Source organism: Isoptericola sp. NPDC056578, from assembly GCF_042793275.1.
GTDB lineage: Bacteria > Actinomycetota > Actinomycetes > Actinomycetales > Cellulomonadaceae > Isoptericola.
On sequence record NZ_JBHTVC010000050.1, the window covers coordinates 21,247 to 35,189 of the forward strand.

14 protein-coding genes are annotated in these 13,943 nt (G+C 73.2%); 12 read left to right on the top strand and 2 right to left on the bottom strand.

Translation table 11 applies throughout. The features are described 5' to 3' along the window. Positions 1-56: 56 nt before the first annotated feature. The 6 genes from ACFQ80_RS17145 to ACFQ80_RS17170 are packed head-to-tail and all read left to right on the top strand — an operon-like array spanning position 57 to position 6,562. The gene (locus tag ACFQ80_RS17145; protein ID WP_430552560.1) at positions 57-1,013 is read left to right on the top strand and encodes an ABC transporter permease; all 957 of its coding nucleotides are present in this window, start codon (positions 57-59) and stop codon (positions 1,011-1,013) included. Position 1,014: 1 nt separating this feature from the next. Next, on the top strand, positions 1,015-3,069 hold the full coding sequence (locus ACFQ80_RS17150; protein WP_430564488.1) for a dipeptide/oligopeptide/nickel ABC transporter permease/ATP-binding protein: 2,055 nt from the start codon (positions 1,015-1,017) through the stop codon (positions 3,067-3,069). Continuing rightward, positions 3,066-3,878 (top strand): ABC transporter ATP-binding protein, encoded by an 813-nt coding sequence (locus tag ACFQ80_RS17155; RefSeq protein WP_430564489.1) that lies wholly within the window; start codon positions 3,066-3,068, stop codon positions 3,876-3,878. The genes ACFQ80_RS17150 and ACFQ80_RS17155 overlap by 4 nt, the downstream gene beginning before the upstream one ends. Before the next feature lie 49 nt (positions 3,879-3,927). Next, entirely contained in the window at positions 3,928-4,857 is a 930-nt protein-coding gene (locus ACFQ80_RS17160) for a dihydrodipicolinate synthase family protein (RefSeq protein WP_430552572.1), read from the top strand. A gap of 8 nt (positions 4,858-4,865) precedes the next feature. Continuing rightward, the gene (locus ACFQ80_RS17165) at positions 4,866-5,870 is read left to right on the top strand and encodes an ROK family protein (RefSeq protein ID WP_430564490.1); all 1,005 of its coding nucleotides are present in this window, start codon (positions 4,866-4,868) and stop codon (positions 5,868-5,870) included. Beyond that, complete coding sequence (locus ACFQ80_RS17170; RefSeq protein WP_430564491.1) at positions 5,867-6,562, top strand: N-acetylmannosamine-6-phosphate 2-epimerase; 696 nt, start codon at positions 5,867-5,869, stop codon at positions 6,560-6,562. Before ACFQ80_RS17165 ends, ACFQ80_RS17170 begins: the two co-directional genes overlap by 4 nt. 10 nt (positions 6,563-6,572) lie before the next feature. Here the strand turns inward: ACFQ80_RS17170 and ACFQ80_RS17175 are convergent, their stop codons facing one another. Continuing rightward, entirely contained in the window at positions 6,573-7,253 is a 681-nt protein-coding gene (locus ACFQ80_RS17175; protein ID WP_430564492.1) for an HAD hydrolase-like protein, read from the bottom strand. Between the two features lie 49 nt (positions 7,254-7,302). Continuing rightward, complete coding sequence (locus tag ACFQ80_RS17180; RefSeq protein WP_430552566.1) at positions 7,303-8,307, bottom strand: NAD-dependent epimerase/dehydratase family protein; 1,005 nt, start codon at positions 8,305-8,307, stop codon at positions 7,303-7,305. A gap of 161 nt (positions 8,308-8,468) precedes the next feature. On the opposite strand from ACFQ80_RS17180, the gene ACFQ80_RS17185 reads away from it, so the two are divergent. From ACFQ80_RS17185 to ACFQ80_RS17210, 6 genes are all read left to right on the top strand, one after another. After that, positions 8,469-9,530, top strand: a complete 1,062-nt coding sequence (locus ACFQ80_RS17185) for a TRAP transporter substrate-binding protein (protein WP_430564493.1) — start codon at positions 8,469-8,471, stop codon at positions 9,528-9,530. After that, entirely contained in the window at positions 9,530-10,033 is a 504-nt protein-coding gene (locus tag ACFQ80_RS17190; protein WP_430564494.1) for a TRAP transporter small permease, read from the top strand. The genes ACFQ80_RS17185 and ACFQ80_RS17190 overlap by 1 nt, the downstream gene beginning before the upstream one ends. 11 nt (positions 10,034-10,044) lie before the next feature. Continuing rightward, positions 10,045-11,349 (top strand): TRAP transporter large permease, encoded by a 1,305-nt coding sequence (locus ACFQ80_RS17195; RefSeq protein WP_430552568.1) that lies wholly within the window; start codon positions 10,045-10,047, stop codon positions 11,347-11,349. A gap of 50 nt (positions 11,350-11,399) precedes the next feature. Continuing rightward, entirely contained in the window at positions 11,400-12,239 is an 840-nt protein-coding gene (gene kduI, locus ACFQ80_RS17200; RefSeq protein ID WP_430564495.1) for a 5-dehydro-4-deoxy-D-glucuronate isomerase, read from the top strand. A gap of 40 nt (positions 12,240-12,279) precedes the next feature. Further along, entirely contained in the window at positions 12,280-13,029 is a 750-nt protein-coding gene (locus tag ACFQ80_RS17205; RefSeq protein ID WP_430564496.1) for an IclR family transcriptional regulator, read from the top strand. 87 nt (positions 13,030-13,116) lie between these two features. Beyond that, a complete protein-coding gene (locus ACFQ80_RS17210) occupies positions 13,117-13,890 on the top strand; it encodes an SDR family oxidoreductase (RefSeq protein WP_430564497.1) in 774 nt (257 codons plus the stop codon). Positions 13,891-13,943: the final 53 nt, after the last annotated feature.

Genomic DNA, 13,943 nt, shown 5'->3' on the forward strand with positions numbered 1-13,943 from the left:
CCGATGTCCACGACCAGCACCGCGCCGCGGGCGCCGCACGCCCCCGGAACCGCCGGATGAGCAACGTGCTGCGGCTGATCGCGCGCCGCCTCCTCCAGCTCCCGGTGATGATCCTCGGCATCACCTTCCTCGTCTTCTTCGTCATGTCGTTCTCGCCGATCGACCCGGCCTACCTCGCCCTCGGCGAGGGCGCCTCGGCGGAGGCCCGCGACGCCTACAACGAGGCCAACGGCTACCACGACCCGCTCCTCGCCCAGTACGCCCGCTACCTGGGCGGGCTCCTCCACGGCGACCTGGGCACCTACACCGCTCGGCACCTGTCGGTGTCCGACGCCATCTCGCAGGCGCTGCCCATCACGCTGGCGCTGACCTTCATGGGCCTCGCCGTCGCGATCGTCTTCGCGTTCGCGCTCGGCATCCTGGGCGCGCTGTACCGCGACCGGTGGCCCGACCAGCTCGTCCGCGTCGTGTCGATCGTGTCGCTCGGGACCCCGTCGTTCTGGCTCGCGGTGCTGTTCATCCAGCTCTTCACGCTGCAGCTGGGCTGGTTGCCGGGCAGCGGTCCCCTGCCGGCATTCCGCGACGACCCCGCGGGGTACCTCGCCCGCATGGCCCTGCCCGCCGTCGCTCTCGCGATCCCCGTGATCGGCCAGATGACGCGCGTCATCCGCACGTCGATGGTCGAGGAGCTGGACAAGGACTACGTGCGCACCGCCGTCGGCGCCGGGCTGCCCCGCGCGGTCGTCGTCGGCCGCAACGTGCTGCGCAACGCCCTCATCACCCCCATCACGGTGCTCGGCCTGCGGGTCGGCTACCTGATCGGTGGCGCCGTGGTCATCGAGGTCATCTTCGCCCTGCCCGGCATGGGCACGCTGATCCTCGAGGGGATCACCTCCAACCAGGCCAACCTCGTGCAGGGCGTCACCCTCACGGTGGCCCTCGCCTTCGTGCTCATCAACATCGTGGTCGACCTGCTGTACGTGCTCGTCAACCCGCGGATCAGGACGGTGTGACGTGCGACGCAACCTCACAGAACGGCTCTCCGGCCCCGCGCTGCGGCTGCGCGCCCTGCCGCTGACCTCCAAGATCGCGCTCGTCGTCGTCGCCGTGGTGGCGCTCGCCGCGGTCTTCGCCCCGCTCGTCACGGTCCACGATCCGCTGGCCTCCGGCACCCCCGTGCAGCCGCCCAGCGGCGAGCACTGGTTCGGCACCGACCGGCAGGGGCGCGACATCTACTCCCGCCTGGTCTACGGCGGCCGCTACTCGCTGGTGATCGGGATCGGGGCCACCGGCGTGGCCGTCGTGGCAGCCGGCATCCTCGGCGCGATCACGGCGACCGCGCACAAGGCGGTGTCCGAGACGCTGATGCGGGTGCTCGACGTCGTCATGTCGTTCCCGGGCATCGCCCTCGCCTCCGTGTTCGTCACCGTCTTCGGCCGCTCGCTGCCCGTGCTGGTGCTCACCATCGCGTTCCTCTACACGCCGCAGCTCACCCGCGTCGTCCGGGCGAACATCCTCGACCAGTACGGCGAGGACTACGTCTCCGCGAGCCGGGTCATGGGCGCGCGCACGTCGTGGATCCTGGCCCGGCACGTGCTGCGCAACTGCATGGCACCGGTGCTGGTCTTCACCACGGTGCTGGTCGCGGACGCGATCGTGCTCGAGGCGTCGCTGTCGTTCATCCAGGCCGGCGTGGCGCCGCCGCAGCCGTCCTGGGGCAACGTGATCTCCGACGGCCGCGCGCTCGTCATGGGCGGCTACTGGTGGGCGACGTTCTTCCCCGGCCTGCTCATCATGGTCACGACGCTGGCGCTCAACGTGCTCGCCGAGGGCATGACCGACGCGATGGTCGCCGCGCCGCGGTCCGCCGCGCGCCCGGCCGCCGTGCATGACGAGGAGACCGCGGAGGCCCACGCGGTCGAGGCCGCCGCGAGCGTCGCGGAGGGTGCGACGTCGGTCGAGGACCTCGAGGTCCAGCCCGCGGGGCACGAGCCCGCCGTCCCCCTGGAGGAACGGCTCGCGGAGCTGCGGGAGGCCGAGCTCGCCCGCGCCGACCGGAGGGTCTACACCGGCGACGCCGCGCCCCTGCTCGAGGTGCGCGACCTGTCCATCCGGTTCCCCGCCCGGCACGGCGACGTCGCCGTCGTCGACGAGGTGTCGTTCGCCGTGCGCCCGGGCGAGGTGATGGGTCTCGTCGGCGAGTCCGGGTGCGGCAAGTCGATCACGTCGCTGGCGATCATGGGCCTGCTCGACCCTGCCGCGCAGCTCGACGGCCAGATCCTCTACCAGGGCCGCGACCTGCTGACCCTCAAGGGCCGCGAGCGGGCCGCGCTGCGGGGCACGGACATCGCGATGATCTACCAGGACGCGCTGAGCTCGCTCAACCCGTCCATGCTGGTCCGCGCCCAGATGAAGCAGCTCACGCGGCGGGGCGGCACCCGCACCGCCGAGGAGCTCCTCGAGCTCGTGGGCCTCGACCCGGAGCGCACGCTCAGGAGCTACCCGCACGAGCTGTCCGGCGGGCAGCGCCAGCGCGTCCTCATCGCCATGGCGCTCACCCGTGACCCGAAGCTGGTGATCGCCGACGAGCCGACGACGGCCCTCGACGTCACGGTCCAGGCCCAGGTGATCGAGCTGCTGGACGAGCTGCGCCAGAAGCTCGGCTTCGCCCTCGTCTTCGTCAGCCACGACCTGGCGCTCGTCGCCCAGATCGTGCACCGCATCACCGTGATGTACGCGGGCCAGGTCGTGGAGCAGGCGGCGACCCGCGACCTGCTCCTCGACCCGCGGCACGAGTACACGCGCGGGCTGCTCGGGTCGGTGCTGTCCATCGAGTCGCGCGCCACGCGGCTGCACCAGATCCCGGGCACCGTGCCCTCGCCGCGCGACTTCCCCGCCGGCGACCGGTTCGCGCCCCGCTCCTCCCGGCCCACCGAGGGCCTCGACGTGCGCCCCGTCCTGCGGGGGGTGCCGGGCCAGGACGACCACCGGGTGGCCGTGTCGCCGGCGGGCCCCGAGCTCGTGGCGGCGGGCGCCGCCTCTCGACCCATGATCGGAGACGCGCGATGAGCGCCACCCCCACCGCGGCCGACGACGCCCCCGTCATCGAGCTGCGCGGCGTGCACGTGGTCTTCTCCTCGCGCACCGGCACGCTGTTCAAGGCCCGGCACGTGCACGCCGTCGACGACGTCTCGATCCAGGTGCGCCGCGGGCAGACCATCGGCATCGTGGGCGAGTCCGGGTCGGGCAAGTCGACGATGGCCAAGGTCCTCGTCGGGCTGCAGGCGCCGACGCGGGGCGAGATCCGCTTCCGTGGCGACGTCGTGACGCGGTACACGCACGCGGTGCGCAAGCAGCTCGGCCGCGTCGTGTCGGTCGTCTTCCAGGACCCGGCGACCGCGCTCAACGCGCGGATGACCGTCCGCGACACGCTGCGCGACCCGCTCGACGTGCACCGGATCGGCACGCCCGCCTCCCGTGACGCACGGGTGCGCGAGCTCGTGCGCCTGGTCGGGCTCCCGTCGTCCGCGCTGGACGTGCTGCCCGGCCAGATGTCCGGCGGCCAGCGCCAGCGGGTGGCCATCGCCCGGGCGCTCGCCCTGGAGCCCGACGTCATCGTCGCCGACGAGCCGACGTCCGCCCTCGACGTGTCGGTGCGCGCCCAGGTGCTCAACCTGCTCGACGACCTCAAGGCGAGGCTCGGCCTCGGGATGGTCTTCATCTCCCACGACATCCAGACCGTGCGGCACGTCTCCGACGAGATCGTCGTCATGCGGAACGGCCGGGTCGTCGAGTCGGGGCCCGCGGCGCGGGTCCTGGACGACCCCCAGGAGGAGTACACGCGCACGCTCCTCGGCGCCGCGCCCGCCCTCCTGTGACGCCGGGCCCCCGGCGCACCCCCACCACCAGCAACCCCAGTTCGGAGCAATCGTGACCCAGCACCGCTTCCACGGCATCGTGCCGCCCGTCCTCACCCCGCTCACCGCGGAGGGCGAGGTCGACGTCGCGTCCCTCGAGCGGCTCACCCGCCACCTCGTCGACGCCGGGGTGCACGGCGTCTTCGCCCTCGGCTCCACCGGCGAGGTCGCGTACCTCACCGACGACCAGCGCGACCTCGTGGTGCGGACCGTCGTGGCCGCCGCCGACGGGCGGGTGCCCGTGCTGGCCGGCGCGATCGACCTGACCACCGAGCGCGTGATCGCGCAGGCACGGCGGCTCGTCGCGGCCGGGGCGGACGCCGTCGTGGCCACCGCTCCCGTGTACGCCCTCAACGACGAGGCCGAGATCGAGGCGTCGCTGCGCCGGATCGCCGCCTCGGTCGACGTCCCCCTGTTCGCCTACGACATCCCGGTGCGCGTGCACACCAAGCTGTCCGCCGGGCTGCTGGTCCGCCTCGGCGAGGACGGCGTCCTCGCGGGGGTGAAGGACTCCTCGGGCGACGACGTCGCGTTCCGCCGCCTGGTCGCCGCCAACCGGGCCGCCGGATCCCCGCTCGCCCTGTTCACCGGGCACGAGGTGGTGGTCGACGGGATGCTGCTGCTCGGCGCCGACGGTGTGGTGCCCGGCCTCGGGAACGTGGACGCGGCGGGCTACGTGCGGCTGTGGGACCTCGCGCGGGCCGGACAGTGGGACGACGCCCGGGCCGAGCAGGACCGCCTCGCCGCCCTCTTCGAGATCGTGTTCCAGGCGCAGGGCCGTTCGGCGGACGTCTCCGGCGTCGGCGCCTTCAAGATCGCCGCGTGCCAGCAGGGTCTGATCGACACCGAGGTCATGTCGTTCCCGCTCGGGTCCCTCGGGGACGAGGTCGCGCGGCAGGTGGGGTCGATCACCCGCGCCGCCGGGCTCCTGGCCGGCTGACCGGTCCGATGACGGTGCAGGAGACCCCCGGGGCCGGCGTGGTCGTCGGCGTCGACCTCGGCGGCACGAAGACCGCCGCGGCCGTGGTCGACGCCGCGGGCCACGCCGGGCCGGTGCGCGCCACGCCCACGCCGGCCCAGGACGGGCCCGACGCCGTGCTCGACGCGGTCGCGGCGCTCGTGGTCGACGTCGCCCGGGCGGCGGGCGAGCCGCTGCGGGCCGTGGGCGTCGGTGCGGCCGGCGTGATCGACGCCCGCCGCGGCGCGGTCGTGTCCGCGACCGAGACGTTCGCCCGCTGGCCGGGCACCGACGTCGCCGGGGGCCTGCGCCGTCGCCTCGAGCCGCTCGCCGCGGCCGCCCCGCTCGCCCTGACGGTGGAGAACGACGTCGACGCGCACGCGGCGGGCGAGGCGTGGCGCGGCGCCGCGGCGGGCGCGCGCAGCGCGCTGCTCGTGGCCGTCGGGACGGGCGTGGGCGGCGCGGTCGTGCTGGACGGCCGGCCCCTGCGCGGGGCGCACCACCTGGCCGGGGAGATGGGGCACATGCCCGTCCCCGGCGCCGACGGCCTGCGGTGCGCCTGCGGACGCCTCGGCCACCTCGAGGCCGTCGCCGCCGGCCCCGCGATCCACCGGCGCTACCGGCAGCTCGGGGGAGACCCTGCCAGCGCCGACGCGCGGGACGTGGTCGCGCGCGCGGCCGCCGGCGACGGCGTCGCGGTCGGTGTGGTGCGCGCCGCGGGAGCCGCGGTCGGCCGGGCGATCGCCGGGGTCGTCACCGTCCTCGACCCCGAGGTCGTCGTGGTCGGCGGCGGGGTCGCCGGCGCCGGGGAGCTCTGGTGGTCGGCGCTGCGGGACGCGCTCCGCGCGGAGGTCGTCGACGTCCTCGCCGCCCTGCCCGTGGTGCCCGCCGCCCTCGGTCCCGACGCCGCGATCGTCGGGGCGGCGCGCGGCGCCTGGCGTGCCGTCGCCGCCCCGACCCTCAGCCCGACCGACCACCCCGGAGCCGCCTCGTGACCTCGTCCCCGACCCGCCCGCACGCCGCCGTCCTGGACGCGATGCGCGGCCGCCTCACCGTCTCCTGCCAGGCCTACCCGGGCGAGCCGCTGCGCGACCCGCGCACCACCGCCCAGATGGCGCGCGCGGTGGTGGCCGGCGGCGCCGCCGCGGTCCGCGCCCAGGGGACCGATGACGTGGCGGCCGTCGTGGCGGCCGTCGACGTGCCCGTCGTCGGGCTGTGGAAGGACGGCGGGTCCGGCGTGTTCATCACGCCCACGCTCGACCACGCGCTTGCCGTCGCGCGGGCCGGTGCGCACGTCGTCGCGCTCGACGGCACCCGGCGTCCGCGGCCCGACGGGCGCACCCTGGCGCAGACCGTCGCGGCGCTGCGGTCCGGGGCCGACGTGCTCGTCATGGCCGACTGCGGCTCGCTCGACGACGCGCGCGCGGCGCAGGACGCCGGCGTCGACCTGCTCGGCACCACCCTCGCCGGCTATACGGGGGAACGTCCCAGGACGGACGGCCCGGACCTCGAGCTGCTCGACGAGCTGCTGACCGGCTGCGAGCTGCCGGTGGTGGTCGAGGGCCGGGTCCACACGCCCGACCAGGCGGCCGCCGCGCTGCGTCGGGGCGCCTTCAGCGTGTGCGTCGGCACCGCCATCACGCACCCCACGACGATCACCGGCTGGTTCGTCGACGCGATGCCCTGACCGCGCAGGCTCAGCCGAGGCGGGACAGGACGGCGTCGGCCAGGTCGGCGACGTCGTCCACCTGCACGACGGCGCCGGCGTCGGCGAGCTCGCCGGGCGCCGCGTACCCCCAGGTGACGCCGACGCAGCGGATGCCGTGCTCCGCGGCGCCGTGCACGTCGTGCTCGCGGTCGCCGACCATGATCGCGGGTCCGTCGGCCGGGTCCACGGGGGAGGTGCGGCCGAGCGCGGCGAGCGCCTTGGCGACGACGTCGGCCTTGGTCGACGTCCCCTCGTCGAGCGGGGCGCCGAAGACGCCGTCGACCAGCTCCGTGAGCCCGAACCGGTCGCAGATCGGCCTCGCGTAGACCTCCGGCTTCGACGTGGCGACGGCCAGGGTGCAGCCGGCGGCGCGCAGCGCGCGCAGCACGTCCGGGATCCCGTCGAACACCCGGTTGTCGTACATGCCGCCCGCCGCGAACACCTCGCGGTAGGCGCGCACGGCCTCGTCCACCCGGTCGGCGGGGATGCCGTGCGCGGGGAAGGAGTCGGTGATCGGCGGGCCGACGAACGAGCGCAGCGTGGCGTCGTCCGGCACGGGCAGCCCGAGCGCGCCGTAGGCGTGGCGGATGCCCGCGACGATGCCGGGCGCGGAGTCGGTGAGCGTGCCGTCGAGGTCGAGCAAGACGAGCGGGGCGGGGGAGCGGGTCACCGCAGCAGGCTACGTGGCCCGGTCCCCCGCCCGCCGGGGCGGCCGGGGGTCAGACGGCGCGGGCGTGCGCGACCAGGCGGTCGAACGCGGCGTCGAGGGCATGGTCGACCCGCTGCGCCGAGGGGTGCGCGTCGTGCCAGGCGATCTGCTCCACGGCCGCCTGGTCGTACGTGATCGTGGTGCCGAACTCGGGCACCAGGGCGCGCAGCTTGGCGCAGTCGAAGACCATCGAGTGGGCCTTGTCGCCCAGCAGGCCGGGACCGACGTCGGGCAGCACGCGCGCGATCGTCTCGGAGGCGACGTGCACGAGCTCCGGCTCGTCGACGCCCGCGGCCGCGGCGAGCCACCGGTAGACCTGGTCCCACGTCGGGGCGTGCGTGCCCATGATCTGGAAGGTGTCGCCGACGGCCCCGGGGTGGCCGAGCAGCCCCACGAACCCCACGGCGAAGTCCTCCGTGTGGGTCAGCGTCCACAGCGAGGTGCCGTCGCCGTGCACGACGACGGGCTTCCCGGCGCGCAGCCGGGCGACGTCGGTCCACCCGCCCGTGGTGGGCAGCAGCGTGCGGTCGTAGGTGTGCGACGGGCGCACGATCGTCGCGGGGAAGTCGCGGTCGCGCCAGGCGCGGACCAGCACGTCCTCGCCGGCGATCTTGTCGCGCGAGTACTGCCAGAACGGGTTGCGCAGCGGCGTGGACTCCGTGACGGGCAGGCGCTGGGGCGGCGTCTGGTACGCCGACGCGGAGGAGACGAACACGTACTGGCCGACCCGACCAGTGAAGCGCTCGACGTCGTGTGCCACGTGGTCCGGCCGGAACGCGCGGAACTGCGCGACGACGTCGAACTCCCGGCCCGCCAGCGCGGCGTCGACGGCGTCGTCGTCGGTCACGTCGGCCACGAGAGTCTCGACCTCCGGCGGCAGCGGCCGCGTCGTCGACGTGCCGCGGTTGAGGACCGTGACCCGGTGCCCGAGGCCGACGGCGCGGGCGACGCTCGCGGCGCTGATGACGCCGGAGCCGCCGATGAACAGGACGTCCTGAGGGCTGCGGATGCTCATGGGTCCATCGTGCCCGTCCTCGCTGCCGACCGGACCCCGACGTGCCCGCGGTTTGACAGGCGGCCGTGGCAACTGGTTCCGTACAACAGAACTGAGTTCCGTGTGACGGACCATGAGGCGCCGCCGGGTGCCTCGCTCGACGAGGAGCAGAAGGAGGGGCGATGAGGCTCAGACAGCTGGCCGCAGCAGGGTCTGCGGTGCTCGTGGCGGTGACGCTGACCGCCTGCGGTGCGGGGTTCACGACCGCCGCAGCGGGGGGCGCGGCGTCCGACGGCGCGGGCGCACCGGAGGCGGAGCGCGTCTTCAAGGTGGCGTTCAACCAGAACGCCGACCAGCCCGAGGCCGTGGCGATGACCCACCTGGGGGAGCGGCTCGCGGAGCGCACCGACGGCCGCTACTCGGTGGAGGTGTACCCGAACGAGACGCTCGGCGCGCAGAAGGACACCGTGGAGCTGGTGCAGTCCGGCGCCGTCGACCTGGCGCTCGTGGCCGGGTCGCTGCTGGAGAACATCAACCCCGACTTCGTGGCGCTGAACATGCCGTACGTGTACGACTCGCAGGCACACCAGGAGGCGGTGCTCAACGACCCCGCGATCACCGGTGACCTGTACACCTCGCTCGAGGAGCAGAACATCCGCGTGCTGGGCGGCTTCTCCGCCGGCGTGCGCAGCGTCTACACGTCGGCGCACCCGGTCGAGACGCCCGAGGACCTCGCCGGCCTCAAGATCCGCGTCATGGAGACGGACACCAACAGCCGGATGATGGACCTCATGGGCGGCGTCGGCACGCCCATGGGCCAGGGCGAGGTCTACACCGCGATCCAGTCGGGCGTCATCGACGGCGGCGAGAACAACGAGTCGATCTACCGCAACCTCAAGCACGACGAGGTCGCGCGGTACTACTCGTACACCAACCACCTCATGATCCCGGACTACCTCATCACCAACCCGGCCACCTTCGACACCATGTCCGAGGCCGACCGTGCCGCGTTCCTCGAAGAGCTCCAGGCGGCCTACGCCGAGTCGAGCCGCCTCACGACCGAGGTCATGACGGAGAGCCAGGAGGCCGCCGAGCAGGCCGGCGCCGAGTTCAGCTCGCCCGACGTCGAGCCGTTCCGCGAGTCCGTCGCGCCGCTGCTCGACGAGAAGCTCACCACGCCCGCGTCGCGCGAGCTCTACGACCGCACCCGCGCCGTCGCGGAGCAGATGGCGGAGGACAGCTGATGACCCGCGTCAAGAACGGCCTCGACGTCGTGCTGCGCTGGCTGTGCGTGCTGCTCCTGGGCACCCTCGTGCTGGTGGTGGCGTGGCAGGTCTTCACCCGCCAGGTGCTGTCGGCGCCCAGCGTGTGGTCCGAGGAGCTCGCCAAGTACCTGTTCGTGTGGCTGAGCTTCTTCGGCACCGCCCTCGTGTTCGGCGAGCGCGGGCACATCGCCGTCGACTTCCTGGTGCGCAAGACGCCCCCGCACCTGCAGCGCGCGGCCGCCGTGCTCAGCCAGGTCGTGACGTTCGCGTTCGCCGCGCTGGTGCTGGTCTACGGCGGCTGGCAGCTCGCCCAGCTCACCTGGTCGCAGGACGTCCCCAGCCTGCCGCTGATGGTCGGCTGGCTCTACCTGGTGCTCCCGGTCTCGGGCGTGCTCGTGCTCTTCTACACCGTCTACCACCTGGTGGCCGTCGTGCGTGGCGTCGAGGACGCCACCACGGACGGCGAGCCGGACGCCGTCTGAGGGGGCTTCACATGGAGGTGGCAGCAATCGCCGGGCTGGTCCTGATCGTCGGGATCCTCGCCCTCCTCGCGCTGGGGATCCCGATCTCCGTGGCCGTCGGCACGTCGTCGGCGCTCGCCGCGATCACCGTGCTCGGTTTCGAGAACGGGCTCCTCACGTCCGCGCAGCAGATGTTCCGCGGCGTCAACAACTTCTCCCTGCTGGCGATCCCGTTCTTCGTGCTCGCCGGCGTGATCATGAACAACGGCGGGATCGCCCTGCGGCTCGTCAACTTCGCCAAGATGCTCGTGGGCCGCGCCCCCGGGTCGCTCGCCCAGACCAACGTCGCGGCGAACGCGATGTTCGGCTCGGTGTCCGGCTCGGCCGTCGCGGCCGTCGCCGCCGTCGGCTCGACGATGGGCCCGCTGCAGGCCAAGGAGGGCTACCCCAAGGACTTCGCCGCCGCGACCAACATCGCGTCCGCGCCGTCCGGCATGATCATCCCGCCGAGCAACCTGATGATCGTGTACTCGCTCGTGTCGAGCACGTCCGTCGCGGCACTGTTCGTGGCGGGCTACGTGCCGGGCATCCTATGGGCCGCGGTCTGCATGGTCATCGTGCACCTGTACGCCCGCAAGAGGCCCGAGCTGCGCGTGACGGAGAAGCTGTCGGGTCCCGCCAGGCTCAAGGTGGCGGGAGAGGCGGTGCCGGCGCTCCTGCTCATCGTCATCGTCATCGGCGGCATCCTGGCCGGCCTCTTCACGCCCACCGAGGCGTCGTGCATCGCCGTCCTGTACTCGCTGGCCCTGTCCTTCGTGTACCGCTCGATCAAGGTGCGCGACCTGGGCGAGATCCTGCTCGAGTCCGGCCGGACCACGGCGATCGTCATGTTCCTCGTCGGGGTGTCCGCAGTGATGTCCTGGGTGATGTCGTTCGCGCAAATCCCGCAGCTCGTCACCGACGCCCTGCTGACGGTCAGCACCAACCCGTACGTGCTCATCGTGCTGATCGTGGTGCTGCTGCTGATCATCGGGTGCTTCATGGACCCGACGCCGGCCGTGCTGATCTTCGCGCCGATCTTCCTGCCCGTGGTCACGGCGTTCGGCATGGATCCCGTCCACTTCGGGATCTTCATGGTGCTCGCGCTGTCCATCGGCACGATCACCCCGCCCGTCGGGCCCGTCCTGTTCGTCGGTGCCAGGGTGTCGGGCATGTCCATCGAGAGCGTCATGCGGCGCCTGGTGCCGTTCTTCGTCGGCCTGGTGCTCCTGCTGCTCGTCGTGGCGATGACGCCGGCCCTGTCGCTCTGGCTGCCGGGGCTGCTCGGGCTCGCCTGACCGCGTCGCCCCGCGACCGTCCACCGTCCACCACCGAATCGGAGGATTCCATGGAACAGCGCTACGCCACCGCCCCGGAGCAGATCCCGGGCATGACCACCCAGGACCTGCGGGACCGTTACCTCGTGCCCGACCTGTTCGTCGACGACGAGGTCCGCACGGTCTACACCCACCACGACCGTGTGGTGCTGGGCGGCATCAGCCCGGTGTCCGCGCCGCTGAGCCTGCCCGGCTTCCCGGAGATCCGCTCGGAGCGGTTCTTCGACCACCGCGAGGCCGGCATCGTCAACGTGGGCGGCCCGGGCACGGTCACGGTGGAAGGCACGGAGCACCGCCTCGCGCACGGCGCGTGCCTCTACGTGGGGCGGGGCGCGGCGGACGTCGTCCTCGCCTCGGACGACGCCGCGGGGGAGGCCGGGCCCGCCCGGTTCTACCTCTTCTCGGCGCCGGCGCACACCGCGTACCCGACCACGCTGGTGGAGCCCGGACAGGGCACGGTCCGGGAGCTGGGCGACCAGGTCACCTCCAACCGGCGCACGCTCAACCAGTACATCCACGAGAACGGCGTGCGGTCCTGCCAGGTGGTCATGGGCGTCACGACGCTGCACCCGGGCAGCATGTGGAACACCATGCCGGCGCACACCCACGACCGCCGCACGGAGTGCTATCTGTACTTCGACCTGCCCGCCGAGGCGCGCGTCGTGCACCTGCTGGGCGAACCCACCGAGACGCGGCACATGGTCGTCGCCGACCGGGAGGCGATCATCTCGCCCAGCTGGTCGGTGCACTCCGGCGTCGGCACCGCCGCATACTCCTTCGTGTGGGCGATGGCCGGGGAGAACCAGGCGTTCGACGACATGGACGGGTTCGACGTCGCCACGATGCGCTGATCAGGACGCGCGGACGCGCGGGGACGAGGAGGAACGGTCGATGAGCGAGGCGACGACGGCCAGCGAGAAGACGCTGATGGTGCTCGAGGCGGCGATGACGCACGGGCGCTTCAGCGAGATCGTGGCGGCGGTGGACCTGCCCAAGGCGACGGTGCACCGCATCCTCGCCACGCTCGTCGACCGGGACTTCATCCGGGTCGCCGACGGCGGGACGCACGTGCCCGGCCCGAAGATCCTGTCCCTGGCTGGGGCGGCGTACGAGCGCGTGGACGTCTCGACGATCGTGCAGCCCTACGTGGACGATCTCGTGCGCCGCGTGCAGTGCACGGTGCACGTCGGCGTGCGCAGCGGCGACGAGATCATCTACCTCGTCCGCACCGACTCGGACAAGCCGTACCGGATGCCGTCGCGTGTCGGGGCCTCGATCCCGCTGCACACCTCGGCGATCGGCAAGTCCATCCTGGCGCGGCTCGACGACGACGCCGTCGAGCGGTTCGTCAACCGCGCCGGGCTGCCGCGCCGCACGGCTCGCAGCCTCGCGACGCTGGAGGACCTGCGCGCCGAGCTGGCGGACATTCGCCGCGACGGGTACGCGTTCGACCGCGAGGAGAACGTGCCCGGGGTCGTGTGCATCGGCACCGCGGTCCGGGACCACTCCGGCCACTCCAACTACGGCCTGTCGATCTCCTCGCTCGCCCTCGAGCACACCGAGGGCCAGCTCGCCGCGATGGCGGACGACCTGCACAAGACGGCCGCCGACATCACCCACGCGCTCGGGGGCGACCGGTAGGGCCAGCGCCCCGCCCACCCCGGGCCCGACGAAGGAACGAGACACGTGAGCACCACCACCACCGACCGCCCGACCGGCACGGCCCCCGTGCTCGACCCGGCCGTCGCCCGACTCTTCAGCCTCGAGGGGCGCACCGCGACCGTGACGGGAGCCAGCAAGGGCATCGGCCTCGCGATCGCGACGCTCCTCGCCCGTGCGGGAGCCGACGTGATCGGCGTCAGCACGACGATGCCGGAGGGCGATTCGGACGCCCGTCGCGCGGTCGAGGCGGCGGGGCGCCGGTTCACTCCGGTCGCGACCGACCTGTCCGACCGTGACGCCGTCGCCGCCCTGGCGGCGACGCTGATCGAGCGGGAGGTGGACGTGCTGGTCAACAACGGCGGCACCATTCGCCGAGCCCCGGCGGCCGAGCACCCGGACGCCGACTTCGACCACGTGCTCGAGGTGAACCTGCGCTCCGCGTGGACCCTCTCGCGCGAGGTCGGGCGCGCCATGCTCGCCCGGGGGCACGGGAAGATCGTCGCCACCGCGTCGATGCTGAGCTTCCAGGGCGGCGTGAACGTGCCGGGCTACACGGCGTCGAAGTCGGCGCTCGCGGGCCTGACCAAGGCGCTGGCCAACGAGTGGGCGGGCCGCGGCGTCAACGTCAACGCCGTCGCGCCCGGGTACGTGGCCACCGCGAACACGGGGGCGCTGCGCGCCGACGAGGACCGCAACGCCGAGATCCTCGCGCGCATCCCCGCGGGCCGCTGGGCCACGCCGGAGGACATCGCCGGGGCGGTGCTGTACCTCGCCTCGCCCGCGTCGGACTACGTGCACGGCGCGATCATCCCCGTCGACGGTGGCTGGCTGGCGCGCTGAGCGGGGCCCGGACCACCTCGACGTAGCGATTCGTCGTCGTCCCACGCCGGGAC

What these genes read in the sequence shown, in the direction of transcription:
- ACFQ80_RS17195 (WP_430552568.1), top strand. Translation starts at nt 10,045, where the DNA reads ATGGAGGTGGCAGCAATCGCCGGGCTGGTCCTGATCGTCGGGATCCTC.
- kduI (WP_430564495.1), top strand. Translation starts at nt 11,400, where the DNA reads ATGGAACAGCGCTACGCCACCGCCCCGGAGCAGATCCCGGGCATGACC.
- ACFQ80_RS17180 (WP_430552566.1), bottom strand. Translation starts at nt 8,307, where the DNA reads ATGAGCATCCGCAGCCCTCAGGACGTCCTGTTCATCGGCGGCTCCGGC.
- ACFQ80_RS17205 (WP_430564496.1), top strand. Translation starts at nt 12,280, where the DNA reads ATGAGCGAGGCGACGACGGCCAGCGAGAAGACGCTGATGGTGCTCGAG.
- ACFQ80_RS17185 (WP_430564493.1), top strand. Translation starts at nt 8,469, where the DNA reads ATGAGGCTCAGACAGCTGGCCGCAGCAGGGTCTGCGGTGCTCGTGGCG.
- ACFQ80_RS17155 (WP_430564489.1), top strand. Translation starts at nt 3,066, where the DNA reads ATGAGCGCCACCCCCACCGCGGCCGACGACGCCCCCGTCATCGAGCTG.
- ACFQ80_RS17145 (WP_430552560.1), top strand. Translation starts at nt 57, where the DNA reads ATGAGCAACGTGCTGCGGCTGATCGCGCGCCGCCTCCTCCAGCTCCCG.
- ACFQ80_RS17190 (WP_430564494.1), top strand. Translation starts at nt 9,530, where the DNA reads ATGACCCGCGTCAAGAACGGCCTCGACGTCGTGCTGCGCTGGCTGTGC.
- ACFQ80_RS17165 (WP_430564490.1), top strand. Translation starts at nt 4,866, where the DNA reads ATGACGGTGCAGGAGACCCCCGGGGCCGGCGTGGTCGTCGGCGTCGAC.